Origin of the sequence: Caulobacter sp. AP07, assembly GCF_000281955.1 — a bacterium.
Classification (GTDB): domain Bacteria; phylum Pseudomonadota; class Alphaproteobacteria; order Caulobacterales; family Caulobacteraceae; genus Caulobacter.
The window spans coordinates 26,453-52,730 of the sequence record NZ_AKKF01000130.1 but is presented as its reverse complement, the minus strand read 5'-3'; the positions used below and the strand labels follow the sequence as shown (position 1 = coordinate 52,730).

Annotated in this window: 23 protein-coding genes; 8 read left to right on the top strand and 15 right to left on the bottom strand. The window is 66.5% G+C overall.

All coding sequences use genetic code 11. The features are described 5' to 3' along the window. Positions 1 to 12 precede the first annotated feature (12 nt). From PMI01_RS08790 to PMI01_RS08775, 4 genes are all read left to right on the top strand, one after another. Positions 13 to 2,199: a 3-hydroxyacyl-CoA dehydrogenase NAD-binding domain-containing protein gene (locus tag PMI01_RS08790; protein WP_007666942.1), complete on the top strand. Its 2,187-nt coding sequence runs from the start codon at positions 13 to 15 to the stop codon at positions 2,197 to 2,199. 124 nt (positions 2,200 to 2,323) lie between these two features. Continuing rightward, entirely contained in the window at positions 2,324 to 2,752 is a 429-nt protein-coding gene (locus tag PMI01_RS08785) for a hypothetical protein (RefSeq protein WP_007666941.1), read from the top strand. A gap of 87 nt (positions 2,753 to 2,839) precedes the next feature. Next, positions 2,840 to 3,820 (top strand): NAD-dependent epimerase/dehydratase family protein, encoded by a 981-nt coding sequence (locus tag PMI01_RS08780; RefSeq protein ID WP_007666940.1) that lies wholly within the window; start codon positions 2,840 to 2,842, stop codon positions 3,818 to 3,820. A 477-nt stretch (positions 3,821 to 4,297) separates the two neighbouring features. Then, on the top strand, positions 4,298 to 6,520 hold the full coding sequence (locus PMI01_RS08775) for a hypothetical protein (RefSeq protein WP_157223716.1): 2,223 nt from the start codon (positions 4,298 to 4,300) through the stop codon (positions 6,518 to 6,520). Positions 6,521 to 6,542: 22 nt separating this feature from the next. On the opposite strand, the gene PMI01_RS08770 is transcribed toward PMI01_RS08775, so the two are convergent. The 5 genes from PMI01_RS08770 to PMI01_RS08750 form a co-directional block, all read right to left on the bottom strand. Beyond that, positions 6,543 to 7,454, bottom strand: a complete 912-nt coding sequence (locus PMI01_RS08770; RefSeq protein WP_007666937.1) for a glycosyltransferase family 2 protein — start codon at positions 7,452 to 7,454, stop codon at positions 6,543 to 6,545. A gap of 74 nt (positions 7,455 to 7,528) precedes the next feature. Then, complete coding sequence (locus PMI01_RS08765; protein WP_007666935.1) at positions 7,529 to 8,455, bottom strand: glycosyltransferase family 2 protein; 927 nt, start codon at positions 8,453 to 8,455, stop codon at positions 7,529 to 7,531. Next, complete coding sequence (locus PMI01_RS28120) at positions 8,452 to 8,895, bottom strand: acyltransferase (RefSeq protein WP_304412070.1); 444 nt, start codon at positions 8,893 to 8,895, stop codon at positions 8,452 to 8,454. The genes PMI01_RS08765 and PMI01_RS28120 overlap by 4 nt, the downstream gene beginning before the upstream one ends. A 102-nt stretch (positions 8,896 to 8,997) precedes the next feature. After that, positions 8,998 to 10,194, bottom strand: coding sequence for a glycosyltransferase (locus PMI01_RS08755; RefSeq protein WP_007666932.1), 1,197 nt, complete (start codon positions 10,192 to 10,194; stop codon positions 8,998 to 9,000). Between the two features lie 107 nt (positions 10,195 to 10,301). After that, positions 10,302 to 11,642 carry an O-antigen ligase family protein gene (locus PMI01_RS08750; RefSeq protein ID WP_007666930.1) on the bottom strand — a complete coding sequence of 447 codons (1,341 nt, stop codon included), beginning with the start codon at positions 11,640 to 11,642 and terminating at the stop codon, positions 10,302 to 10,304. A gap of 607 nt (positions 11,643 to 12,249) precedes the next feature. Between PMI01_RS08750 and PMI01_RS08745 the strand changes: the two genes are divergently transcribed. Further along, positions 12,250 to 14,292, top strand: a complete 2,043-nt coding sequence (locus tag PMI01_RS08745; RefSeq protein ID WP_007666928.1) for an acyltransferase family protein — start codon at positions 12,250 to 12,252, stop codon at positions 14,290 to 14,292. Here PMI01_RS08745 and PMI01_RS08740 read toward each other — a convergent pair whose 3' ends face one another. The 7 genes from PMI01_RS08740 to PMI01_RS08710 all read right to left on the bottom strand — a co-directional run bounded on the left by PMI01_RS08740 (position 14,293) and on the right by PMI01_RS08710 (position 21,317). Then, positions 14,293 to 15,312 (bottom strand): acyltransferase family protein, encoded by a 1,020-nt coding sequence (locus tag PMI01_RS08740; RefSeq protein WP_007666926.1) that lies wholly within the window; start codon positions 15,310 to 15,312, stop codon positions 14,293 to 14,295. Then, entirely contained in the window at positions 15,309 to 16,823 is a 1,515-nt protein-coding gene (locus PMI01_RS08735; RefSeq protein ID WP_007666924.1) for an oligosaccharide flippase family protein, read from the bottom strand. Before PMI01_RS08735 ends, PMI01_RS08740 begins: the two co-directional genes overlap by 4 nt. A 73-nt stretch (positions 16,824 to 16,896) precedes the next feature. Beyond that, complete coding sequence (locus PMI01_RS08730; protein ID WP_007666922.1) at positions 16,897 to 17,598, bottom strand: polysaccharide deacetylase family protein; 702 nt, start codon at positions 17,596 to 17,598, stop codon at positions 16,897 to 16,899. A gap of 73 nt (positions 17,599 to 17,671) precedes the next feature. After that, on the bottom strand, positions 17,672 to 18,151 hold the full coding sequence (locus tag PMI01_RS08725) for a glycosyltransferase (protein ID WP_007666920.1): 480 nt from the start codon (positions 18,149 to 18,151) through the stop codon (positions 17,672 to 17,674). Beyond that, the gene (locus PMI01_RS08720) at positions 18,148 to 18,591 is read right to left on the bottom strand and encodes a glucuronosyltransferase (RefSeq protein ID WP_202948072.1); all 444 of its coding nucleotides are present in this window, start codon (positions 18,589 to 18,591) and stop codon (positions 18,148 to 18,150) included. The genes PMI01_RS08725 and PMI01_RS08720 overlap by 4 nt, the downstream gene beginning before the upstream one ends. A 38-nt stretch (positions 18,592 to 18,629) precedes the next feature. Then, complete coding sequence (locus tag PMI01_RS08715; protein WP_007666916.1) at positions 18,630 to 19,997, bottom strand: UDP-glucose dehydrogenase family protein; 1,368 nt, start codon at positions 19,995 to 19,997, stop codon at positions 18,630 to 18,632. Positions 19,998 to 20,249: 252 nt separating this feature from the next. After that, a complete protein-coding gene (locus PMI01_RS08710; protein ID WP_007666914.1) occupies positions 20,250 to 21,317 on the bottom strand; it encodes an acyltransferase family protein in 1,068 nt (355 codons plus the stop codon). 294 nt (positions 21,318 to 21,611) lie between these two features. Between PMI01_RS08710 and PMI01_RS08705 the strand changes: the two genes are divergently transcribed. Then, positions 21,612 to 22,412, top strand: coding sequence for an SGNH/GDSL hydrolase family protein (locus PMI01_RS08705; RefSeq protein ID WP_007666912.1), 801 nt, complete (start codon positions 21,612 to 21,614; stop codon positions 22,410 to 22,412). A 40-nt stretch (positions 22,413 to 22,452) separates the two neighbouring features. Here PMI01_RS08705 and PMI01_RS08700 read toward each other — a convergent pair whose 3' ends face one another. After that, positions 22,453 to 23,091: a polysaccharide biosynthesis/export family protein gene (locus PMI01_RS08700; RefSeq protein ID WP_007666910.1), complete on the bottom strand. Its 639-nt coding sequence runs from the start codon at positions 23,089 to 23,091 to the stop codon at positions 22,453 to 22,455. A gap of 81 nt (positions 23,092 to 23,172) precedes the next feature. Next, the gene (locus PMI01_RS08695) at positions 23,173 to 23,988 is read right to left on the bottom strand and encodes a metallophosphoesterase family protein (protein ID WP_007666908.1); all 816 of its coding nucleotides are present in this window, start codon (positions 23,986 to 23,988) and stop codon (positions 23,173 to 23,175) included. Positions 23,989 to 24,251: 263 nt separating this feature from the next. Here PMI01_RS08695 and PMI01_RS08690 point away from each other — a divergent pair, with 263 nt between their 5' ends. Next, positions 24,252 to 25,118 carry a transglutaminase-like cysteine peptidase gene (locus PMI01_RS08690; RefSeq protein WP_007666906.1) on the top strand — a complete coding sequence of 289 codons (867 nt, stop codon included), beginning with the start codon at positions 24,252 to 24,254 and terminating at the stop codon, positions 25,116 to 25,118. Positions 25,119 to 25,257: 139 nt separating this feature from the next. On the opposite strand, the gene PMI01_RS27025 is transcribed toward PMI01_RS08690, so the two are convergent. After that, positions 25,258 to 25,419 carry a hypothetical protein gene (locus tag PMI01_RS27025; protein ID WP_007666904.1) on the bottom strand — a complete coding sequence of 54 codons (162 nt, stop codon included), beginning with the start codon at positions 25,417 to 25,419 and terminating at the stop codon, positions 25,258 to 25,260. A gap of 218 nt (positions 25,420 to 25,637) precedes the next feature. Between PMI01_RS27025 and PMI01_RS08685 the strand changes: the two genes are divergently transcribed. After that, positions 25,638 to 26,264: a sugar transferase gene (locus PMI01_RS08685; protein ID WP_007666900.1), complete on the top strand. Its 627-nt coding sequence runs from the start codon at positions 25,638 to 25,640 to the stop codon at positions 26,262 to 26,264. Positions 26,265 to 26,278 lie beyond the last annotated feature (14 nt).

The following is a 26,278-nucleotide window of genomic DNA, read 5'->3' as shown; positions in this document are numbered from 1 at the left end:
AGGATTAGAACCATGGAAAACTTCAAGATCGAGGTCGACGGCGACGGGATCGCCCTGGTCACCTTCGACGTCCCCGGCCGGACGATGAACACCCTGACCGCCTCGGTGATCCGCGAGATCGGCGAAGTGGTCGAGGCCATCAAAGCCAACGACGCCATCAAGGGCGCCGTCCTGACCTCGGGCAAGACCACCGGCTTCTGCGCCGGCGCCGACCTGGGCGAACTGGGCGGGGCCGAAGGCGGCATCGGCGGCGGTGATTTGAAGGCGGCGTTCGACGCCGGCTTCGCGCTGAACAAGGCGTTCCGCGCCCTGGAGACCGGCGGCAAGCCGATCGCCGCGGCGATCAACGGCCTGGCGCTGGGCGGCGGCCTGGAAGTCGCCCTGGCCTGCCACTATCGCGTGGTGGCCGACAATCCGAAGATCCAGCTGGGCCTGCCGGAAGCCAAGGTCGGCCTGCTGCCCGGCGGCGGCGGCACCCAGCGCCTGACCCGCCTGATGGGCGTGATGGCCGCGGCCCCGTTCCTGCTGGAAGGCAAGTCGATGAAGCCGGCCGAAGCCCTGGGCTTCAAGGTCGTGCACGAGGTCGTCCCCGCCGACCAGCTGGTCGAGGCGGCCAAGACCTGGGTCAAGACCAAGGGCGACCCGGTCGCGCCGTGGGACAAGAAGGACTTCAAGCTGCCCGGCGGCGGTCCCTACACGGCCGGCGGCAGCCAGGTGTTCGTCATGGGCAACGCCATGCTGCGCAAGAGCACCTACGGCAACTACCCGGCCCAGCTGAACATCATGAAGGCGGTCTATGAGGGCCTGCAGGTGCCGTTCGACGCGGCCATCCGCATCGAGACCCGCTACTTCCTCAAGACCCTGATGTCGCCCCAGGCCAAGGGCATGATCCGCACCCTGTTCCTGTCGCTTCAGGAACTGGGCAAGGGCTCGGGCCGTCCGGCCGGCGTGCCGCACTACGACGTCAAGAAGGTCGCCGTGCTGGGCGCCGGCATGATGGGCGCGGGCATCGCCTACGTCCAGGCCATGGCCGGCATCGAGACCGTGCTGATCGACCAGACGCAGGAAGCCGCCGACAAGGGCAAGGGCTACGCCGAAGCCCTGGTCAACAAGGCCGTGTCGCGCGGCAAGATGACCAAGGAAAAGGGCGAGGGTATCCTGGCCCTCATCCACCCCACCGCCGACTACGCCAACGTCAAGGGCAGCGACCTGGTGGTCGAGGCGGTGTTCGAGAACCGCGACGTCAAGGCGTCGGTCACCAAGCTGGCCGAAGCCCAACTGGCCGAGACCGCGATCTTCGGCTCCAACACCTCGACCCTGCCGATCACCGGCCTGGCCAAGGCGTCGGTGCGCCCCGCCTCGTTCATCGGCATCCACTTCTTCTCGCCGGTCGACAAGATGGGCCTGGTCGAGATCATCATGGGCGAGGAAACCTCGCAGGAGGCCCTGGCCAAGTCGATCGACTACGTCCTGAAGATCAAGAAGACCCCGATCGTCGTCAACGACAGCCGCGGCTTCTACACGTCGCGCTGCTTCGGCACCTTCGTGCAGGAAGGCATGGAGCTGCTGGCCGACGGCTACGCCCCGGCCATCATCGACAATGTCGGCCGGGCCACCGGCATGCCGCGCGGTCCGCTGGAGATGCACGACGACGTCGCGCTGGACCTCTCCTACAAGATCGCCCAGCAGACCAAGAAGGACCTCGGCGACAAGTACGAGGAGCGCCCCTTCACCACGATCATCGAGAAGATGGTCGAGGGCGAGGGCCGCTACGGCCGCAAGAACGGCAAGGGCTTCTACGACTATCCGGAGAGCGGCCCCAAGGTGCTGTGGAAGGGCCTGGCCGACCTCGCCCCGGTCAAGATCGCCGAGGTCGACAAGGCCGGCATCGAGGAGATCCGCACCCGGCTGCTCTACCGCCAGGCCGTGGAAGCCGCGCGCTGCTTCGAGGAAGGCGTGATCACCGACCCGCGTGAAGCCGACGTCGGGGCCATCCTGGGCTGGGGCTTCGCGCCCTGGACCGGCGGCCCGGTCAGCCTGATCGACGGCGTCGGCGTGGCCAGGTTCGTCGAGGCCTGCGACGCCCTGGCCCAGAAGTACGGCGCGCGGTTCGCCCCGCCCCAGCTCCTGCGCGACATGGCCGCCAAGGGCGAGACCTTCTACAGCCGCTTCGGCGTCAAGGAGAAGGCCGCCGCCTAAGGGCCGCGTCACGGCGACAACCCAAGGGGCCCGGCGGCGACGCCGGGCCCCTATTTTGTCGCCGAAACTATGCCGTAGCGGACATCAAAGCTATGCTGTGGCGATCACCAGAAGAGCCGCAGCCGTGCTTCACCGCGATATCGTCGCCCTCGCCCTGCTTTGCCTGGCGCCCGCCGCCTGCGGGCCCAGACCGAACGCCACCACGCCTCCGGCGGAGACCGCGTACGTGACCCCGGCCGACCCGGTCTCGGCGGCGCTTTCAGGCGCCGCGCAACGTTCGCTCGAACACCGCCATCCGGACGCCCAGATCATCCTGACGGACCAGGCCATGAACCAAGGCGTCGACCAAGCCTGGATTTGCGGCCGCTATATCCTGCTGGCCCGCAATACCCGCTACGACCGGTTCTTCATCGTCAGCACGACCGAGCTCGTGGAGTTGCGCAGCAAGGCCGACCGGCGTTGGGTCGAGACCTGCATCGACGCCAAACCCGTGCCGGGAACCCTGGACGCCGCCGGCGCGGAGGCCCAGGCCGCGCTGCTGACGCGTCGATAGTCACCCCGCTTGCCGCGTGCATCCTCGCTGGCCCGGCCTATGCCAGCATTGGACGCGGCCGAGCGTCGGAGGTACAGACGGCGGACCATGACCGTTATCATCACCGGCGCCGCCGGCTTCATCGGAGCCCATGTCGCTCACCGCCTTCTCGACCGAGGCGAGACCGTCATCGGGGTCGACGTCTTCACCGACTACTATGATCCGGCGCTGAAGGCGGCGCGGGCGGCGCGGCTGGAGGCCCGTCCGGGCTTCACCATGGTCCGCATGGACATCGCCGACGGCGCGGCGTTCGAGGCGCTGGTCCGCGACAGCGGCGCCAAGCGGATCGTCCACGTGGCCGCCCAGGCCGGCGTGCGCTACTCGATCGACAACCCCTTCGCCTATGAGCGCTCGAACCTGGCCGGCCACCTGTCGGTGCTGGAGGCCGCCCGGCGCAACGGCGTCGCGCACCTGGTCTACGCCTCGTCCAGCTCGGTCTATGGCGACCGTCTCCAGTCGCTCGACGGCGATCACGGCGCGGGCTTCAAGGAAACCGATCCGGTCGACGAGCCGGTGTCGCTGTACGCGGCCACCAAGCGGGCCAACGAGCTGATGAGCATCAGCTACGCCAAGCTCTACGGCTTCCCGATGTCGGGCCTGCGGTTCTTCACGGTCTATGGGCCGTGGGGCCGGCCGGACATGGCCTATTTCAGCTTCACCCAGAAGATCCTCGCCGGCCAGCCGATCGAGGTCTACGGCCAGGGCCGGATGGCCCGCGACTTCACCTATATCGACGACATCGTCGACGGCGTCGTCGGGGTGCTCGACCACCCGCCGGCCGCGGGCGGGCACGAGATCTACAACATCGGCGACAACGACCCCGTCGGGCTGATGGAGATGATCTCGACCCTGGAAACGGCCCTGGGCCGCGAGGCGGTCAAGGTCATGCGCCCGATGCAGCCCGGCGACGTCACGGCCACCTATGCCGACATCTCCAAGCTGCACGCCCTCACCGGCTACCGGCCCAAGGTCAAGCTCGCCCAGGGCCTGGAGCGTTTCACCGAGTGGTATCGCTCCTTCTACCCCTAGACAGGCCTCGCTGATCCCCGAGACAACCTGCTCGCCAAGGTCCGGAGACAGCGCCTTGGCGCGTCCCGCGCGATTCCATCGGGGTCGGGAACGGAGACGTTCGCCAGATTCAGGACGTCGGCGCGACCGCCATCGGCGGCAAGCCCTGCTCGGACGGCGCCCCTACCGGACATTTCGCAATCCGCCGGACGGCTCTCATCGGATCAGTTCGCCGTATATCGCCCAAAAATGACAGTTTTTACGTCATCGTCGGACGATAATGATTCAAATGTCGCCACCTTCTAAGCTTAAGCTTTAAGTTTCTCTATTCATCGACATCCCAATTGTATAACCAAACAACAGCACAAGACGACCGCAAGGAACTGTCATATGCGCAATGTTGTTGAAAATTCGATTCCAATACTGAAGGTTGGCGACGCACCGCGTTCCGGAAACCGGGCCTCATTCGACTGGACGGGCGGTAACCTTCGCGCTGTGGTGCGCAACGTCGCGATCGAGGACTTCCCCCAGGCGGACTGGACCGGCGGCGGCGGTGTCGCCCTGAGCCCGAGCGGCCGGCTCGCGCTTTTCCCCGCGGGCGCTCCGCGCATCGTCCCCGGGGCGGGGCTGCTGCTCGAGCCGGCCGCGACCAATCGGATAGCCGCCGACAATGTCAGGCCCGCGAACCTCCAGGATTTCGAGGTGACCGGCGGCGCGCTGGAGATCATCGACGACCACGAAGCCCTGCACCACGCGCGTGACGCGCGGTCAAACGCGCCGATCTTCCACGACCTGCTCACGGCGCGGGTGATGAACGGCAAGGTCTACCGGCTGCGGAACACCCATCCCGACGAGGAGGCCATGGCCGTCATCCCGGGTTCCATCGGGGCCGTGCGCGAACACGCCATCGCCGCCTATGTCCGCTGCCTGAGCGGAAGCGGCGCATTGCGGCTCACCGGCTCCGCCTCCGGCGTCGCCTTCGACAACGAGGCCTGGCGACGGGTTCAGCGCTCCAACCTCACGCCCGCCTCGAGGGAATCCCGCCTCGCCGTGGTCGCGCGGCCCGGCGCGGACGTCCTGTTCATTCTCATGGACCTGCAGAACCTGCCCACGATCACCAGCCCCATATGCACGCGAGGCGCGCCCACGCGCCGATCGGCCGACCGCCTGGTGATCGACGATCTGGGCGACCAGCTCCGCCTGCCGCTCACCCTGGAACTCGACGCCCAGATGGACGCGGCCGACGGCCAGTTCACGCCGCTGGTGCGCGTCGCGTCGTCCCGTGGCGGCGGCGAGGCCGCGATATGCCGCACTCAGGACAATGCGCTTTCGGCCACCATGACCCACGCCGTGCTGCGCCCCCGCGTCCCCAACTGCGTCGGCCCGGGATCGATCAAGGCGGCCCTCGCCCTTCGTCCCCAGGGGCGCATCCTCGCCTTCGGCGGCGCCCTCGCTTACGACCCCTTCTCCGCCCCGCCCGAGACCCTCGACCGCCTGATCCTCGGCCATTCCGGGAACGGCCGCAAATCCGGCGGGACCTTCTGGCTACGACGCCTGCTGATCGGCGGCTTTCTCGGCCAGGCCGCCCTCGCGGCCAACACGGTCCCGGCCTTCGACTGCGCGGCCAGCGAAGTCCATCGCTACATCGATCCCGCCGGCGACGACGCGGCCGACGGCAAGACTCCGGAGACGGCCTGGGCGAGCTTGGCGATGGCGCACCACGAGTCCATCCCAGCGGGCGCGGTCGTGATGCTGAAGCGCGGCGGTGTCTGGCCCGGCGGCCTGCTTCCCAAGAGCAACTGCACCTACGGGGCCTATGGCGAAGGCGCCAAGCCCAGGCTTGGTGAAGGCGTGGAATACGCCGTCGACGACAACAACGCTTCGGCCGTTCGCCTGCAAGACCTCATGCTCAGCGGGGCGACGATCCGCGGGATCAATGTCGACGGCGGTCCGACGAATGGTTGCGGCGGATGGCAGATCGTTCGGGTCGATGTTCAGAACATCGCCGCGGGCCAACCGGAAACCAACAGGGCCGGCATCGCCATTCGGCGCACGAGCAACGCCTATCTCGGCATGGTCCGGATCCGCGACGTCGTCGGCGATTGCGTCTTCGCCGAAGCGGTGAAGGGGCAGTTGATCGACGAGGCGGCCGACTATGGCACGCCGCAAGGCGTCGCCGCCGACTGCTTCCAGGCGACCGCTTGCGAGGAGGTGATCATTCGTCACCCGGTCATGTCGATGCAGCTTCAGCCGACGAACAGCGGCAAGGGGGCGATCACGGTGCAATCCACCAGCTTGCTGATCGAGGATTTCGACCTCACGGGATTGAACTTCGTCATCTCCCTCCTCGGCGACAACGTGACCGTCCGGCGCGGCGTTTGCCGGGGCGCCCGGATGAACACCTACAGCTGGGGGATCGGCGCGTCATCGACGTCCGACCAGCGAACCCACCTCTACGAAGACGTCCGGATCGAGAACTGCACGAGAGGGGTCGCGTCCTCGAGTTCGGCGGGTTCGATCGACACGGGTCCCAACCACTTCGACATCGTCACCCGCAACGTCGTCGTGCAGGGCTGCGACGTGGGCCTGCGCATCGATCGCCCGACCAGCGGCGATTTCAGCGGCCTCACCTTCGAGGACTGCAAGACGAACATGCAGATTCTCAGCAAGGTCGCGCCCGCGGGCGGCAAGTACACCGCCCTCATTACACCACCGTCGTGAGACCTGGCCGGCGACGGAGCGGTCAGCCGGCCGTCGCGGCCCGCCGGAGCCTCTTGAGGGCGGTGCGGAGCGTGAACATCGCCCGCTCGCCCGTCGTCAGGCCGTTTCGGAACTGCCCCAGCATCGCCTGCGCGCCGCTGCTGGCCGACAGGGCCTTGGGATCACTGGCGGCGACCTCGGCGAAGCGAACCGCCAGCCCCCGGGCCCCCGGGATGTTCGCGTACAGCTCGCGCCCCAGATAGGCATAGCTCTGGACCTTGACCGGCGCCCCGCGGCCGGTGAAGAGGTTGCCCCCGTGCACGACCTGCACACCCAGCGGCTCGTCCAGCAGATAGCCCGGCGCCAGGGCCCAGCAGCCGAACTTCAGGTACGACTCGTTCATCATGATGCCCGGCGCTTCAGGCATCGGCATGATCCGCGCCAGGCATTCCCGGTCGAAGGACAGGCCGCTGGTCGCCGGCAGCTTGACGGGGAACCGGCCCGTCCTGGCCGCCTCGCGCAGGTCGTAGACGCCGCTGCGCAGGTTGGCGGGATTGCGCGCGTCGCCCGCCTGGGGCGTCAGGTCGGGACCGGCCAGCGACATGGCATGGTGCGCCCAGCCCACGGCGTGCTCGCCATAGAGCCGCAGCACCCGTTCGACCTTGCCCGGCAGGAACAGGTCGTCGGCGTCGAGGAAGAAGACGTAGCGCCCCCGGCTACGCCGGAAGCCCTCGTTGAAGGCCGAAGCCTGGCCGCCGTTCGGCTTGATCACCACTTCGCAACGGTCGGCATAGGCCTGCACCACCTCGGTCGAGCCATCGGTCGAGCCGTCGTCGATGACGATGACCTGGCACGGCGGCGTCTGCGCCAGGGCGCTGTCGATCGCCGCGGCCACGCAGTCGACGTAGTTGTGGACGGTGACGATGATCGTCGCTTCGGGGATCGGACTGGACATTCGAGCCTTTTCGGTCGGTGCGGACGCTTTGGAACAACCTGCTTGCCTGTCGGCCCGCCGGGGCGGTCGGGCGGCTAGGGCGCGTATTCCTCATGCCGGTGCCCCACCAGGCCGAACACCGTTCCCGAGCCGCGCAGGATGTGGATCATGGCCCGCATCGCGTGGAAGGGACCCAGCAGCGCCATCGGCAGGCTCACGACGCCGAACCCGACACGCGCCACGCCATAGGCGAACAGGCGCAGCGACTGACCGCGATCGCCCTCCAGGCGCGCATCGACGGCGAAGGTGTTTCCCAGGCGATACTGGCGTTGCAGAATCCACTTCCAGGTCAACCGGTTGGCCGGCACCTCGTCATAGACCAGGCTGGCGGCCGACCAGATGATGGTCATGCCCTGCTTGCGGCCCTGCTTGAAGAACCGGTAGTCGGAGCCTCCCGTGAACCGCATGCGCTCGTCGAAGCGCAGCCCGGTCCGGCGGATGAAGGCCGTCGAGACCATGGCGTTGTTCGAGGCCGCGTGGCCGATCGGCGCGCCGTCGGCGAACCGCTTGCGCTCGAACACCCGGCTCTTGATGAACCAGGCTGGCGGATCCTCGGGATAGACCGGCTCGACGGGTCCGTAGACACAGTCGACGCGACCGTTGTCCCACTTGCGCAGAAGGCTGGCGATCCAGTCGAGAACCGGCCACTCGTCGTCGTCGACCAGGCAGAAGGCGTCGGCGTCCTCCGGAACGTTGTCGAGCGCGGTGTTGCGGGCGACGGGAATGCCCCGCCGGCGCTCGACGAAATACCGGACATCAAGCCTTGGCGAGTTCAGATAGGCCTCGGCCACCCCGCGCCCGCCCTCGTTCTCGTCGTTGTCGACCACCACCACCGAGAGCCGGAACGGCAGATCCTCGGGCCGCTCCTGCGCCTCCAGCGCATCGAGCAACCGCTTCAGTCCGTCCGGCCGCTTGTAGGTGATGACGGTCACGGCCACGTGCACAGGCTGGGCGGCGCTCATTTGTGGGCCTCGGCGGGGACAGGGTCCTGCGTCGCGGCCTCGGACGCCTCCGACAGCGCGGCCTCGGCCTCCGCCGCGGCGGCGACGTCGCGCGGCGTCTTCATCCGGCCATAGCGGCTGATGATCTCGATGTTCTCCCGGATGACCCGCGCCGGATTGCCCGCCACCAGCGAGCGGGGCGGCACGTTCTTGGTCACGACGCTGCCCGAACCGATGACGCATTCGTCACCGATCTCGACGCCCGGCAGGATGATCGAGCGGCCGCCGATGAAGCACCGCTTGCCGATCCGGGTGTGCAGATAGAGGCCCCGCGTCAGGTCGTGCGTCAGGATCGCCGCGTCGAACGCGATATAGGTCTCTTCACCGATATGTATTCCACGCGGGAAGGTCATATCCAGTCGCGCCGACGTCGAGAACGTCGCCAGCGGATGAATATCCATGCCCCACACCTTCGTGTAGTACAGCCACCTCAGCTTGACGAATGACTTCCGAAGCCATTGGAATTTGTTCAAACTCTTCATGCTACCCTCAACGACCTGGCTTCACTTGGATTCGGCGTTGAACCGCGCGACGACCGCATCGTAGTAATCCTCAAGCAACCGAGACTGCACTTGGATGTCGAAATTCTCCGCCACGAACGCCGTGGCGGCCTGACTGGACGCGGCCCACAGGTCGTCGTCGGTCAGCAGGCGGCCGATGGCGTCGGCCATGGCGTCGGTGTCGCGCTCGGGCACGGTGAAACCTGTCACCCCGGGGCGCATGGCCTCGCCCACGCCGCCGGAGTCAAAGGCCACCACCGGCGTGCCGACGCCCAGGGCTTCGAGATTGGCGAGCCCCATGGCTTCGGCGTGGCCGTTTTCCAGGGTGACGCTGCCGTGCACATAGACCCTGGCGCTGGACACCACGTCACGGATTTCCTGCTGGCTGAGGTTCTCCATGAGGACGACATCCGGCAGCCTCCTGCGCGCCAACTGCTCGATCTCGTCGCGAAGCGGCCCTTGGCCGATCATCACCAACTCGACTGGCACGCCCGCCGCCGCGACCTTGGCCAGGGCGTCGATGATGTAGCGATGGCCTTTGTATTCGACAAAACGGGCCACCGAAACCACGCGGGCCTTGCGCCGCACGACTTGGGGCTGAGGTGCGAACAACTTGGTGTCTATGCCGATATAGTGCTGAAAGATGCGTCGTTCGTCGAAACCCATGGCCAGCAGCCGTTCACGGATGAACCCCGACACGGCGATCGAAAAGCCCTTCCCGCTGGCCATGGCCGCCCGGCCGGTCCGGAAGAAGCGGGTCTGGTTGAAGCCGCCGGGCGTGGCCGGATCACCGGCGTAGGTGGCGTCGAAGCCGTGGAAGGTCGTCACCAGCGGCACGTTCAAGGTGCGCGCCAGCGGCCCGAGGATGTAGCCGTTCTTGCCGAAGTGCGCGTGCAGCAGCCGCGTGCCGCTCACCCCCGACCAGAGCGCCGCCGGCGCCAGCCGCGGCGCCTTCAGGAGAAGGCCGGCGGCCTGGCCCAGCCGGGAATCCCGCAGATTGCGCACCGGATAGTCACCGACCCCCGACAGGCGCGAGCCGGTACGGCCGAAGGTGAGGAACTCCGGCCGATGGCGGACAAGGGCGCTGGCCTGCTGAATGACGAAGGCCTGGCTCGGAGGCAGAAACCGATCCACGAAGATCGTGACCCGATCCTCGCTCTCCCGCGGAGCCGCCGCATGATCTGTCGTCGGGTCAACCATGTTCGCCTAGCATCCCCAAGCTCGAGTCCAGACAGAGATCGCCGCGCCGACGATTGGCGAAAGCAGGGCCCGGTCGTGATTTGCCGTCGCGGCGGACAGGCTCATCCTCACCTCGGTCGCGCCGCGACGACCGATGGGGTCCGTGGCCGATCCGAAGGCAAGGCGGCGGCCAGGAACGGCCAGAGAATGACCGGGGCCAGCATCAATCCGGCTTCGGTCATCGAGCCGATCATGATCAACAGGATGATCACGATGTCCTTGGCCTGGGCTTCCTGCAGAAGCGGCTCCCTTTGGACCATGCCGATCTTCTGGAAGACCGTGCCGATCAGGTAGACGCACCAGGTGATCGTCGCCGGAACGCCGATATTCAGGCACAGCTCGATATAGGTGTTGTGGATGGACAGAACACCGTGTCCCAGATGAACATACTGATCGATGATGTAGGATTGCCTGAACGTCGCGAAGCCATATCCCAGCAACGGGCGATCATAGATCAGCGGAATCAGCTGATTCCAGATATCCGAGCGCCCCGAAAAGGTAAGGTCTTTACCAAAGGCGCTCGCGATAGCTTCCGCGACGGTGAGATAGACGTAGGATCCCAGTACGCCGACGACGATACAAAGTGTCAGCACGATGATCGAGCGCAGCAACGAGTCGCCGATCTTCTGCAGCATGCGCAGTCCAAACAGCAGCGCGACTCCGGTGAACACCATGACGATCGCCGTCGAGGAATGGGCGATCACCACCAGCAGCAGGGAAAGCACCAGGGCGCATTTTCGCAGGATCTCGCGCTTGTCGAGCTTCCGATACAGCCCAGAGCCGGAAAACAGGATCAGGAACCCGACCGCGCTGAACTGGCCCAGACCGTTCTTGTGATAGAACAGGCCCTTCACGTCACCGGCATAGGAGCCGCCCATGACGGCGAACTGCGGAAACGCCACGGTATAGAGGATGTTGGCGAACGCGGAGACGATCGCGAAATTCGCCAACGCGCGGAAGGTCTCCGCCCCGCCATAGCGCAACCGGTACAGAAGCGGCGCCGCGGTGAGGATCGCCACGGCCATGATGCCGCGCAGGGACGCGCCCAGGTCAATGGAAACGACCAGCGAGGCGAGGCAGGCGGCGATCACCCCCGCCGCCATCAGCGGCATGCGCGTGAAATAGCCGAAGAACCGCCGAGGCTCGAACAGCACATACAGCCCAAGCAGCGGAATCAGGCTGTAGAGCATCACCTTCTGGGCGGTGGGATCGACGCTCACGCCCTCGAGGAACCGCGAGGGGTAGCCGTACCACATGCCCGTGGCGCGCCAGAGCGCCAGGTACAGGATCACGGTCAGCAGACGCCGGACATACACCTCGGTGCGCCCGCGATAGTGGGCGTGGGCGCCCTGGGCGCGGGCCCGGCGGATATCGACTTGAGCGCCGTAGTCTTGGGAACCAGCCGTCATGGGTGCGCTCTACGTCTTCACTCTTCACTTTTGGGGCAGCCGTGACGGAATAGCGCCGCTCCACAGCTTGACCATGCAATAAGCGCCCGTCGTCAATGCCGATCGGCAAAGTCACTAGCATCACATGGCATCGGATCAATGACAGAAGACCAACAAGGGTCAAGTTGAGACCGGCGCCTTCCGCCTCTCTATCGCCTTGAGGGATCAGAAACGAATCTTCGGGGGCCCCCGGATTACGTCTGCGTAGATTTTGCGCAGCGCGCGTTACAGGACGCGAAGTTCCCCCACCGATCGCCTGTGGCGATTTCATCCCCGGCCTGACGGCCGAAAACCGGCGCTCCAGCGGCGGCCGTCAGGCTCGCGGCGAACAGGCGAACTCGCCCCCATGCCGCGCGCGTCCGAGAGATCCAGCGTCTCACCGAGCGCTTTCCGTCGGAAAGATGTGACGAAACATTCAACAAGTCTGTATCGAAACTACGCTCGCCTTAACCATACTCGCATCATCAGGACGCTGCGGGTGACCGATCCGATGCACGTGTGCGAGCGTGGCGTCCACATTCAAGATCGAAACCATTTTCGCCATAATCCAAAGACGTACTAACGACTGATGTATCGAGCCCTCGACAGCGCCGCGATTTCCCCGGTCACCGCCGGCGAGACTTCGAGCGAGCCCGCCTCGAAGCGCTTCGGTTTCAGAGCGGACATCGAAGGGCTGCGCGCGCTCGCCGTCGGCGCCGTGATCGCCTTCCATTTCGGCGTTCCGGGCCTGCCAGGCGGCTTCCTGGGCGTGGACGTCTTCTTCGTGATCTCGGGCTATCTGATCACCGGACTGCTGACCGACGAGATCTCGCGCACGGGACGGATCGACTTCCTGCAATTCTACGCCAGGAGAGCCCGCCGCCTCCTGCCCATCGCCTTCGTCGTCCTGGTGGCCACCCTGGCGACCGGCGCGCTGATCCTGGCGCCGGCCGAACAGGATCACGTCACCCAGGGCGCCGCGGCGGCGTCGCTCTACGCCAGCAACATCTGGCTCCTCTTCCAGAGATTCGACTATTTCGCGCCCGAGAGCGCGCTGAACCCCTTCCTGCACACCTGGTCCCTGGCGGTGGAGGAGCAGTTCTATTTCGTCTGGCCCCTGTTGCTGCAGGTCGGGGCCAGCCTGTTCCGCGTTCGCAACCTGCCCTGGCTGATCGCGGCCTTCACTCTGGCCTCCTTCGTCGCCTGCATCATCGTCGTCGGCGTCTGGCCCCCGGTCGCCTTCTATGCCTCGCCGACCCGCGCCTGGGAATTCGGCATTGGAGCCCTGGCCTTCCTGGTCCCGCTGCCCGGAATCCTGCGGCGACCGATCCCGGCGCGGATCCTGGCCTGGACGGGGCTGGCCGTGCTGGCGGCCTGTATCGTCGTCATGAGCGAGCGGAACACGTTTCCGAGCTGGAGCGCCCTGCTTCCCGTGTTCGCCACGGCGGCCCTGCTCGCGGCCGGCGGCGCTTCGGACGGCCGCGCCCTGGGCTTGCTCTCCTCTCCCATCGCGCAGTTCCTCGGCAAGCGCTCCTACGCCCTGTATCTCTGGCACTGGCCGATCATCGTCTTCGCCCAGATCCTGAAGCCCGAACTCACCGGGTGGGAACGCCTCGCCTGCGGCGCGCTGACCCTGGCCCTCGCGACGGCCAGCTTGAGACTGATCGAGCGCCCGCTCAGACTCAGCCCCTCGCTGATGACCCGCCCGAGGACAAGCCTGGTCCTGGGCGTCGGGATCAGCCTGGCGGGCGCGCTGGTCGCCCTCGGCGGCCACGTCACCGCCCGCAGGATCGGAAACCGTCCCGAACAGCGGTTGATCGTCCGGGCCGCCGAAGAGACACCCCTCGTCAGTTCGACGCCCAGCTGCATGCAGAAGCTGGAACACACCCGGCCGACGACCTGCGCCTTCAACACCACGGCGACCGGCCCGAACGTGGTGCTGCTCGGGGACTCCCACGCCGCGCAATGGTTCACGCCGCTGGAAGCCTTGGCGCGCGAAAGGAACCTGCGACTGACGGCCGTGCTGAAGTCGTCTTGCGCCGTCGCGGACGTCCCGGTGTTCAGCACGCGGCTGCGTCGCGAGTTCTCCGAATGCTACGCGTGGCGCAAGGCCGCGATCGACCAGATCCTGGCCGCCCGCCCCGCCATGGTCATCCTGTCGGAACACGCCATGGGCTATGTCATATCGCCGACGGCGCCGGACAAGGACGACGCGGCGATGGTCGACGCCGCCGTCTGGGGCCAGGGCCTCAAGCGCGTCCTCAAGCGATTTTCCGACGCGGGCATTCCTGTGACGGTGATCGCCGACACGCCAAGACCGGGCTTCAACATCCCCACGTGCCTGGGCCGGGCCCAAAGGCGGGGACACCCGCTCTCCAGCTGCGACGTGAAGGCCTCCGTCGCGACCAACGCCGATCTTGCCATCGCCGAAGGCGCCGCCGTCGCGGACTTGCCCCATGCCACGCGCCTGGATCTGACGCCCCAGTTCTGCGGCGACGGAACCTGCCCGGCCATGCGCCAGGACCATGTGCTCTATCGCGACGCGAACCATATCTCGGAAGGCGCCGCGATCCGCCTCAAGCCCGCGCTGGAACGGATGCTCGGCCCCGGACTGGACGCCGCCACACGCTAACTAGGCCGCGCTCGGCGCCACGCTTCGCGGACGTCGCAACTGGTTCAGCCAACGCCGCGCGGGTTGTTCGACGAAATAGAAGCTCGCCACGCCGCAGACCGTCGCCATGGCCAATAGGGCCCAGGTCGGGAAGGAGCCGATCAGCTTGTAGAAGGGCTGCTGCCAAAGGTAGAGCGAGAAGGACCAAAGCCCGATCCGGACGACGATCGGATGCCCCAGGATCTGGAGCGCGAACCGCGGGGCCACCGGCAGGGTGACGACTGAAAGGGCGAAGCATAGGGTTCCGGCCGTATACTTCACCATGTCGGGCACGTGGTTGATGCTCAACAGGACGCCGAGGGCGCCCAGCACGATCGGCGTCCAGGCGGGTGGCGTCTTGGACCGGAGGTAGAGATAGGCTGCGGCGCCGGCCAGGATCGAGGCGGCCCGCACGTCCGTCCGCCAGTAGACGCTGTAATAGTCGCCCCCGAGCAGGGTCTGCACGACGCCGTTCGCCGCGCAGGCCAGCGCCAGTCCGGCGAGGAGCGCCTTGACGTCGAATGAAAGCCGTCGCGCGAAGACGGCCAGAATCCCCAGGAGAACATAGGACCACTCTTCGATGCAAAGCGACCAGATGTGGTCGTACAGCGGCAACCGGGCCTGGGATTCCGAAAAGTAATTGATGGTGAAGGTCAGCGCCGCGACGATGTGGAGAAGGTCAACGCGGAGCAAGCCGCTCGCGCCAAAGACCACCCCTGACGCCAGGACGAAGAAGAAAAGGGCGGGCCAGATACGCGATATGCGCCGCAAGAAAAATTCCGGGAGCGGGTATTTTTCAACGAACAGGATTTCGGCCATCAATCGACCGCTGAGCACGAAGAAAAGCTCAACACCCATCTTGCCGATATTGATGCCTGGCAGGATAGCGAAGTGACCGACGAAGACGCTGAAAATCGCCACGCCGCGCCAGCCGTCGAGGAACAATACGCGCTCGCGGCCATGAACCGTAGCCGGAGTGATCGCGCTCGCTGCGTCCGTCATAGCGCCCCCTTCGCGTTATCGCGCGCGCCGGTTCGTGCGCGGCCGCGCTTGAACAGGCCTGACAATTCGGAAATCCAGGCGCGATCGAGCACGCTCAGGACCCCGGCATAGACCAGCGCCCCCAGTCCGATCAGCACGACCAACAGGATCGGATCGCTCAGTTGGCGCCGCAGAAAATGCTCCGCGGTCACGCCCGCGACCACCATCGCCGTCCCCGCGCCGATCGCGGGCGTGATGGCCTTGAGCTGCTGGGCCACCGAAAGGCCCATCACCCGCCGAAGGATCGAGAAGTTGGCGGGGGTCCACAGGGCGAGGCGCAGCACCTGAATCACGCCGGCCGAGATCGGCCCCATGCCCGCCAGCAGCAGGGCGGGGAACAGGGCCAGCGACAGGAAGACGCTGACCACATGGAAGGCCAGCAGGGCGGCCGGACGCCCCACGGCGGTCAGGCCGACACCGGCATATTGCTGGGCGAAGCTCCAGGCGGCGGCGACGGCGAAGATCTGGGTGGTGGGAATGGCCGACTCCCACTCCGGCCCGAAGATGATTCGGATCAGCGGCCCGGCGATGATGAACTCGCCAAGGAACATGGCGGTGGTGATCAGGGTGGTGGCGCGGGTCAGGGACTGATAGGCGCGCTGAACCTGTTCCAGGCTGTCCTGGCGTCGCGACAGGTGCGGCAGCGAGAAGCCGATCAGGCCGGACGAGATTGCCGAGCGCGGCAGCTCGACGATGCGCCAGGCCAGGGTGACGATGCCGGTCGCGGCGTGGCCGGCGAAGATCCCGACGACGATCGGCAGAGACCGCGTGAAGATGTCGTACACCATGCCGCGCACGGCCAACGGGGCGCCAAAGCGCAGGTGGTCCATCATCAGGCGCGTGCTGAAGCTCCACCTTGGCCGCCAAGGGCTCATCAGCCAGAGGGCCGCGGTCGCGAAGGCGCTCATGGCCACGGGCTGGGCGACCAGGCTCCAGGCTCCGTAGCCGCCGTAGACCATCCCAATGCTGACGGCGGCGCCCAGCGCCCGGCCGATCAGGGTCCGGCCGGCAAGCACCTTGAACTGGTCGGCGCGCCGCAACAGCGCCATGTGGGTCAGTGAGATCGCGGTGAGCGGGATCTGAATCGCGCCGAATGCGCTCATCCACGCGACGCGCGGGTCGCCGAACTGAGCCCAGATCACGGAGCCGATGACGAGCAGCAAGGCGCCAATCGTGCCGATCCCGACGCAGGACCAGAAATTGGTGTTCTTGTCCTGCTCGTCGATCTCCTTCTTCTGAACCAGAATATCCTGGAACAGCGACGTAAAGGCCATCACCAGGAACTGGCCGATGGACATGGCGAACACGCCAATCCCGAACTCCGCGGGCCCCAGGACTTTCGCGAAGACGAAGAAGGTCACGATCGAGATCGCGACCGTGCCGAATTTCTCGATCATCACCCAGGTGAGCGATACGATCGACTTCAGGCCATCGTCGCGCTTCTTGGCGTTTTGAGAATTGGCGGTGGTCATTATAACTCTACAAAAACAGCGTTTGTTGGAGGACTTCGACCACGCGTCGCCGCCACACCGGGAGGCGGGCCATCTATCGCGCCACGATCTGAACGACGTGGTAGCCGCGCGCCCGCAGGCCCTCCAGGAGGGCTGGCAAGAGCTTGGCCGTGTTGGCCTGGGCGTCGTGAAGGATCAGGATGCCCGATCCACGCGCGTCCAGCCGGGAGAAGATCCGCGCCAAGGTCACGTCCGGCGCATCGCCCCGCCAATCTTCGGAACTGATATCCGTACTGATGACGGCCACGCCGCGCGCCCGCGCGTGGTCCAGCAAGACGGCCGTGTCCTTGAATTGCGGAAAGCGAAAGACCGGGGCGGGACGCTGTCCAAGAGCCTTCTCGAGGCTGGCGAATCCGCGATCGAAATCAGCGACCTGATCGGCGGGCGCCAGGCTGGGCATCAGCTGGTGTGACCAGCTGTGCGATCCGACGGTATGGCCGTCCTCGAGAACCTGCCGCGCGATCTCGGGATGGGCGTCGACCCGCTGACCGATCATGAAGAACGTGGCCCGCACGCAGTGCTCGCGCAGCGTGGCCAGGATCGCCGGCGTGGTCCCCGGCCGTGGGCCGTCGTCGAACGTCAGCGCCACTTCCTTGTCGGCGAGCAGACGGCGCCCGTAACGCAGGTCGCCGTAACGCTCCCCATGCCGGTCGTCGATCACCACCTTGCGCGCGACAGCGCCAGCCTCGCAGCGCGCGGCCGCCCCCGCCTGCCCAGCGAAGCCGGACAGGCCCATGACCAGCACCGCGACGGCGACTAGGTCGAGCCTGTGGCGGCGCCTCGCGGATTTGGCGGATCGCCTCGCCACATCAGCCTGCCGCGGTTTTCAGGGAGTGATTGATCGTCTTCACCAGGACGGAAAGCGAAGGGCTGCCGTCGGCCTCGGGCGCGACGAGATCGTCACGCCGCAGCAGCGCTTCCAACGCGTCGCGGTCGTGCGCGATATAGACGCCGCGGCGCTGTTCCAACTGCTTGGCCGTCGCGACCTGGTGGTCGTTCCGGTGCTCCCCCATGGCCGCCCGCCTCGGGAAGATGATGATCGGGCGCCGATGTTTCTTGGCCGCCAGGACCGTCCCGATGCCGGCGTGGGCGACAATGCGGTCGGCCTGCCGGAACAGCTCCTCGAACTGCCGGGGCTCCATCGTTCGATAGTGCTCGATGTTCTTGGGGAGTTCGGGATTGTCGCCGATCTGCGCGACCACGCGATCCTTCAGGGACGGAGCCAGCTCGTCCAGGATTCGGATCAATCGGGGAAAGGGCAGCTGCGTTCCAACGGTCGCCAGGATCACAGGACGGCCCCCGCATAGAGGGGGCCTTCCGGCCGCGCCAGATGCTCCCACTGGGTCAGCCTGAGGTGGGCGATGCGACGGATCATCGAGCCCGACATCGACAGCCGCTCGGAGTTGGCGATGCTGTCGATCCAGATGGTGTGCTTGCCCATCAGCCGCCCGACCGCCAGCGCCACGAAGCCCGGCGCGGCCCCCGTCGAGACGATCGCGTCGGCTCTGGACCGCAACACCAGCTGGAAGATCGACCACAGGCTGAGCAACGTCTTCACGGGCTTCTGTGCGTTGAAGTCCGGGATGATCGTGGCCTCGTCGACGCCCGAGCGCTCGGCGAGGCCCGACAGGGTCGTCGCATAGACGACCTCGCAATCGGCGAAGGCCTCGCGCAGCAGCATCAACTGCTCCCAGTGACCGCCCGACGAGGAAACAGCCAGGACCCTCATCGCGCGCTTCGCCTCCGCCTCGCTCGACATGGCGGCGCTCACGCGTTGGCGGCGGAGAGGGTTGGCGCCGACGCCGGCGCCGGCACGGTTTCCGTCAGCTGCCCGCGTCCGATGGAGGCGTAGGTGAAGCCGGCGCGGACCATTTCGGCGGGCTTGTAGACATTGCGCAGGTCGACGACGACCGGGGCGTTGAGCAAGGTCTTCAGGCGGTCGAGGTCGAGGGCGCGGAACTGGTCCCACTCGGTGAGGATCAGCAGCACGTCGGCGCCTTCGGCCGCCTCGTAGGGACCGGACTTGAACGCGACGCCGGGCAGCATGTGGGCCGCTTCCTTGGCGCCTTCCGGGTCGAAGGCCTGGACGCTGGCGCCCATGGCCTGCAGGGCCGGCAGGATGTCGAGGCTGGGGGCGTCGCGCATGTCGTCGGTGTTGGGCTTGAAGGTCACGCCCAGCACGCCGACGGTCTTGCCCGCCAGGTCTTGCGAACCGAGCACCGCGGCCACCTTCTGGGCCATGGCCTTCTTGCGCGCGTCGTTGATCGCCACCGTGGCCTCGATCAGCCGGGTCGGCGCGCCGTAGTCGTTGGCGGTGCGCACCAGGGCGATGGTGTCCTTGGGGAAGCAGGAACCGCCGTAGCCGGGGCCGGCGTTGAGGAACTTGCTGCCGATCCGCTTGTCCAGGCCGATGCCGCGGGCCACCTGCTGGACGTCGGCCCCGACCTTTTCGCACAGGTCGGCCATCTCGTTGATGAAGGTGATCTTCATCGCCAGGAAGGCGTTGGCCGCGTACTTGATCAGCTCGCTGGTGCGCCGGCCGGTGAAGACGATCGGCGTCTCGTTCAGCGACAGCGGGCGGTAGAGTTCGCGCATCACCGCCTGGGCGCGCTCGTCCTCGGTGCCGACCACCACGCGGTCGGGGCGCTTGAAGTCCTCGATCGCCGCGCCTTCGCGCAGGAACTCGGGGTTGGAGACCACCGCGAACAGGGCGTCCGGACGCGCCCTCTTGATGATCGCCTCGACCTCGTCGCCGGTGCCCACCGGCACGGTCGACTTGGTGACGATCACGGTGAAGCCGTCGATCAGGCCGGCGATCTCCTCGGCGGCCGCATAGACGTAGGACAGGTCGGCATGGCCGTCGCCGCGCCGGGTCGGGGTGCCGACGGCGATGAACACCGCGTCGGCGTCCTTGATGGCTTGGGCGCCTTCCAGGGTGAAGGACAGCCGCCCTTCGCGCACGTTGCGGGCGACAAGGTCGTCAAGGCCGGGCTCGAAGATCGGGATCTCGCCCTTCTCCAGACGCTCGATCTTGCCCGGATCCTTGTCGATACAGGTCACCACGTGACCAAAATCGGCGAAGCACGCCCCCGACACCAGGCCCACATAGCCCGTGCCAATCATCGCTACACGCATACTATCCCCGCTCCGATCCGAGCTCGCCGAAAACCGACGACACAAACAACATCACGTGTATTTCGCCATTCCGCCGCCGAGTGCAATCTTTCTCCTGTGACAATCGCAAAAGAAATCCTGTCGGTCGAAGTTTGCGGCACAGACGTATGCACGCTCGCACAAATGAGCATCTTGGCGTCGTTATCGCCCAGGGCCCAAACTTAGCCATGCGAAGGATAAACGCCGCCTTGGGCGGTCAAGCTCAACCGTCGCCTACTGGATATACTGGTAGACCGGCTTGGCGGCCTCAATGCGGCGGAGAATCGCCTTCAGCGCGATCGGCGCGAATACCCCGCTGATCATCAACACCAGAACCAGCAGGCCAAACCAGGCCCCCTCGTACGGAAACAACCGCACGTACAGCACCTTGGCCACCCCGATCGCCAGGGTGTTGAACAGGTAGATGACCATCGAGTTCTCACCGAACCAGACCAGAACGCGATCGCGGGCGAAGACCGGCAGATTCAGCAGGCCGTGCAGAACCGGGATCGACAGCACGCCGCAGATCAGCAGCGCATGGGGCATGGCGCGACCGACATAGAGCGCCACGGCGAAGGCGGCGATCGTCAGCGGCAAGGTCCATCGATAGGCCTTCAGCACCGTCGGCGCATAGCGGCACGCCGCCATGCCCAGCACGAAGAAGATGAAGTAGCGCAGAATGCGCGCCAGGTAGAACGCCTCGGGCGCCGGGATGAACTGGACGCCCAGCGCGATGGCCAGCAGCAGCAGCCAGCGACCGTGGGTCAATCGCCACAGGAACGGCGTCGATACCGCGTAGACGAACAGCGTCAGCAGATACCAGACCGAGATCGAAGGATTGTTCGGGCCGTTGGAAATCACCGCCCACAGGCCGCTCAGCAGATTCGACACCCCGTCGTCGACATGGGCCAGCAGGCCGCCGAGGATCTTGGCGACCACCACCAGCAGCGAAATCGCCAGGAAGGGCACCAGCAGGCGATCGACCCGGGCCTGAAAGAACTTGCCGAACCGGCGGCCCAGGTGCGAGCCGGTGTGGAAATAGACGAAACCGCTCAGGTACATGAAGAAGGGCATGTGGAAGAGATAGATCGAGCCCTTGGTCAGGTTGTACCAGTAGGGCTCGCCCAGCGAGCCGGCCATCACCAGGTGGCCGTAGACGACCAGCAGGATGCCAAGCCCCTTGCCGCGCTCGATGTCCAGAAGCTTCGCCCGCGGCTCGCGCGGCGTTGGCGTGGCGTTCCGGCTAGGGTCTTGCACGTCCGACATCAGCAGTCCTTCCGGCGGCACTTCGACGATCAGCACGATTCCGGGGCCGCCATGCCGGAGCGCTCATGAAACGTTCGGCGGCGGCGCGCAACCGTCGAACGGCGACAGCGGCGTCGAAACCCGGCGATCGCCGCGTTTGGACGCAGGCCGCCACACCGAGCGGCCGCGACCGGCGTTGGCGAAGGCCCGGGCGACGGCGCCGCGCCCTTCGCCCCTTTTCAGCGCGCCCGCCGAGCGTCACCATGCCCTCGCGCGGCGGCCAGGGACGGACGCCGGTTTCGTCGGCGCTCGCGCTCTCTCCAGCGTCGCCGACGACCTTACGGGAACGACATGAGCAAGCTTGCCGAGCATCTGCGAAACCTGCGGCGATCGCGATATTTCCTGCCGGGCGTGTTGGTCGGCGCCGCCCTGGGCTTCGCGGCGGGGGCCGGCGCCACGCTGTTTGCGACGGGCGCGCCGCAATGGCGCCTCACCGGAAGCGCCCTGGCGGCCACCCACGTCGCCTTGCCTCCCCCGTCGGGCGGACCGACACGCCTGAAGCCCGGCGCGACGATCATCTGCGAGGGCGATAGCCTGACCTACGGGTTCGCGCGCGGCTGGACCCCGACCCAGGGCGGCATCAACGGGTCGCTGGCGCCCCGCAGCCTGACCCCCTACCCCGAAGAGCTGGGCCGGCTGCTGGGCGGACAGATCAAGGTGGTCAACCTCGGCATGCCGGGCGACCGCACGCTGGAGGGCGTCACACGATGGGCCGACGCCCCCAGCGGCCAGCTCGCGATCATCATGTACGGCGCCAACGACGCCGCCGTCCGTGGCCGCAACGCCCCCTTGGGCGTAGCGACCTATGGCGCCTTGCTGGAAGCGCTGGTCCGGCGACGGCTCAACGACGGGGCCCAGGTCATCGTGCTGCTGCCGCCCCCGGCCTCGGCTCGCGACACCCAGCCCCGCCTCGACCCCTATCGACAGATGGCCGCCGAGGTCGCCGCCCGGACGGGCGCGAAGGCCATGGACGCCGGCGAAGCGTTGCGGGGACTCGACGCCCCCTTGCAATATGACGGACTGCATCTCAGCGACCAAGCCAATCAGGCCATAGCGAAAGCCTTGGCCAGCCGGATCGTGGTCGAACCCTAGCCGTCCAACGCCCAACTCGAGCAACGCGCGGGGCCGATGGCTAGAAGAACCGTTCGCCAATGCGAATGGTGTCGCCCGGCGCCACGGTGGTCGAAGGCGAAAGCTCGGTCTTCACCTCCGAGGTCTCGCCGTTGCGCTTGATGAAGACCTTGTTCTTGTCGGCCCGGTAGGTGTAGCCGCCGGCCGTCGCCACGGCGTTGAGCACGGTCAGGCCCGACGTATAGGGATAGGTGCCGGGCTTGGTGACTTCACCCAGGATATAGAATGGGCGGAAGCCCAGGACCTCGGCGCTGACGCGCGGTTCCTTGAGATAGCCGTCGCTGAGGGCCTTCTGCACGGCCTCCTGGAACTGGCCGACGCTGAGGCCCGCGGCCTTGACCTCGCCGACCAGCGGCAAGGAGACCAGGCCGCTGCCCGTCACGAAAAATTCGCCCGACAGGGTGGGCTCGCCATAGACGGTGACGCGCACCTTGTCGCCGGAGCCGAGCTGGTAGTCCGGCTCGGTGATGGTGGTGGGAACGGCCGATGCGGCGGCCATCGGCGCCGAAGCCGCGGGAGCAGCGGCCGGGGGCGGGAAGGGGATCGCGTCCTGGGCCAGCGCCGGAGCGGCCTGAAGGCCGATCAGGGCGACACCCAACGGCAACGCTAAACGATTCAGGAAACGTCGAACGAAAGTCATCGGATAAGTGTTCTCAAGATTACGCACAGTCCCTGTGAGCGGTGTGATGGCACGGGGATGTGACGCCGACAAGGCGAAGCGCTAAACGCGGCGAGATTTTCGAGCCTGAAGCACAACAGGCGGACTCTCAGTCAAACGAACAGCGGTCAAGACGCCCGTCGCGTAGGCGCCGGTGTCGATATTGATGCGGTCAGGACCGATGAAAGGCTCCGCGTCCGGCGTGTGACCGTGCACCACAACGCAGCCCAGACGGTGGGGCAGGGACAGGAAGTCGTTGCGGATCCACAGCAGGTCCTCGGGCTCCTGCCGGTCCAGGGGCACGCCCGGTCTGACGCCCGCGTGGACGAACAGGTAGTCGCCGTACCGGGCCGACAGCTCCAGCGCCCGCAGGAACGCCAGGTGGTCGGCGGGCAAGTTCCGTTGGAACTGGGCTTGCACGTCCCGCCAGCTGTCGGCGTCGCCGCGACCCGGCGGCCGCACCACGTCGTAGGACGCCAGGGTCTCGCCGCCGCCGAACTCGACCCAGGCCGCGCCGGCCTCGGGCGTGTCGAGAAAGGACAGCAAGGTCTGCTCGTGGTTGCCCATCAGGGCGCGAACCTCGAAGCCGCTCCCCTGGTCGGAGAGCGTCTTCAGGGCCAGCACCCGCTCGATCACGCCGCGCGAGGCCGGGCCCCGGTCGACATAGTCGCCGACGAAGACCAGCACCGCACGGTCCTTCCGATCCGGCTCGCGCTCCTTCAGGTAGGCGAAGTCGCGGACGATGGTGTCCAGCAGATCGTCGAGCAGGTCGAGATAGCCGTGGATGTCGCCCACCGCATAGACCACGCGGCCGCCCGTCGACGCGACGACTGGGCCGGTCGCGGGGCGGGCCTTGGGACGAAGAAAGTTGAAGCGCATCACCTGGCCAATCGGCGCGCCACGGCGCCTAGGTTCGACGCCCGGCAACTTGCCTCACCCGTCCGCGCCGATCAACCGCCCAGCAACAACCTTAGCAATCAATACACCATAAATCTCAACGACCTAGTAATATAGTCTTAAGCGTTTCATTTACCAATAACAGACCAGTTACCAATAGAATTGATATAGCTGTTACCATGTCTTTTGATCGGATATTCAGACGATAACTTCACTCTAGTCTCACTCTCACCGGTGAGGCTTCGATGAAGATCCGAAGGAAGTTAGGCAGCATCGTTAGCGCGAGCGTCGCCATACTGATGGGCACGGCGGCGCAGGCTGGCGAACGCCCGTTCATGCCGCTGGGCGACGCGGTCGCGCCGCCGCCGGGCTTCGCCGACCTCTGCCAGAGGGGCGAGGTCGCCTGCGAGCCGCTCGAACCGTCGCTGGCCCAGGCGGCCCTGACGCCGACCGCCGCCGTGCTGGCCACCTCCTCGATCGGCTATTCCTGGCCGGAGCGGGTCGCCGCCGCGGCGGCCGCGGCGGCCGAGGACGCGAAACCCGACCCGACGGTCGCCCTGGCCCAGTTCACGGCGCTTGACGCCTATCGCCCGACGATCGCCGCCGATTTCGTACCGGCCGGCGGCTGGTCCTGGACCTCGGCCGAACAGGCCGCCCCGCCCCCCGCCCAGATCGCCGAAGCCGCGCCGGCGCCGGCGCCGGCGATCATGACCGCCCCCTTGCTGCGGTCGGCCCAGATGAAGATGGTCAACACCATCAACCGCGAGGTGAACCGCGACGTTCACAAGGCCACCGACTTCGATCTCTACGGCCTGCTGGAATACTGGTCGTTGCCGCGCGTCATCGACGGCAAGATGTATGGCGACTGCGAGGACTACGCCCTCGAGAAGCGTCGCCGCCTGATCGCCGCCGGCGTGCCGGCCCAGGCCCTGTCGATGGCCGTCGCGGTCACGGCGCGCGGCGAGAGCCACGCGGTCCTGGTCGTCAGCTTCGAGTCCGGCGACTGGGTGCTCGACAACCTCACCCCCTGGGCCACGCCCTGGGAGGAGCTCAACTATCGCTGGGTCCAGCGGCAGGTCGCGGGTTCGTCCAACTGGACGACGGTCGGCTAGGCGCCAGGCGGAGGGCGGTCGGCCGCCCTCCCGCTTCGGGTCGCGGACGCGCGCCGAACATAAAGACCCCCGCGGCGGCGCCGCGGGGGTCTTTATGTTCGGCGATGGGCGCCGCGCGTGACGCGGCGGCGGCGAGCGCTCAGAACGCCAGGCGAACCAGCTCGATGAGGCCATACCACAGGGCGCCGCCCACCGCGGCCGTCAGCATCCAGCCCACCAGTCGCGGCAGGCGGCGACGCGTCGAGGTCGCGGCGGTAGCCGTCGCAGTAACCAAAGAAACGTCAGCCGGGATCGTGGACATGGGGGGTGCTCCTCTAAGCTGGAGCCTAGATCACGAGCCCTAATCCCCGCCTAACGAACGTGATTTACGCAGCTTTATCATAATCTATGGTTAAGCTGAGGTTTATAAGGGACGGCGCGCGTGCATTGCGGTAGACAGTCACCGGGCTGCCTCTGAACCACGCTCAGAGCGGATTTATAGGGGATAGTGCAGTGAGCGGGAGCTTGAATACAGAAGTCATGCAGCGCGCTACGACTGAATTCCTTCCGCGAGTGGCGGTCGATCCGCTTAAACGCCTTTGCGACATTTTTGCGGCGTTTCTGTTACTGGTGTTCTTCGCGCCGGTGCTGTTGCTGACGGCGCTATTGATCAAGCTGGAGTCTCCGGGCCCCGCTCTATTCCGCCAGACGCGAGGTGGACTGAACGGCCGGCCGTTCACCATCTACAAGCTGCGTTCGATGCGCTGCGAAGAGAACGGCCCCAATGTCGTGCAGGCGCAGCGTGGCGACGATCGCATCACCCGAATCGGCAAGCTGATTCGCATGGCCAGCGTCGATGAACTGCCGCAACTGCTCAACGTCCTGAAGGGCGACATGTCGCTGGTCGGGCCGCGTCCGCACGCCCAGGCCCATGACGACTATTACGGGGCCTTGATCCCCAGCTACAGCCAGCGCTTCCAGGCCCGCCCGGGCCTGACCGGCCTGGCCCAGATCCGCGGCCTGCGCGGCGCCACCGGCGACGTCGACGAGATGTCCCAGCGGGTGAGGGCCGACCTCGACTACATCGACAACTGGACGCTGCTGTCGGACATCCGGATCATGCTACTGACCGTGCCGCACCTGCTGCTGGCCGAGAACGCCTACTAGGAGCAAGCCGCCGC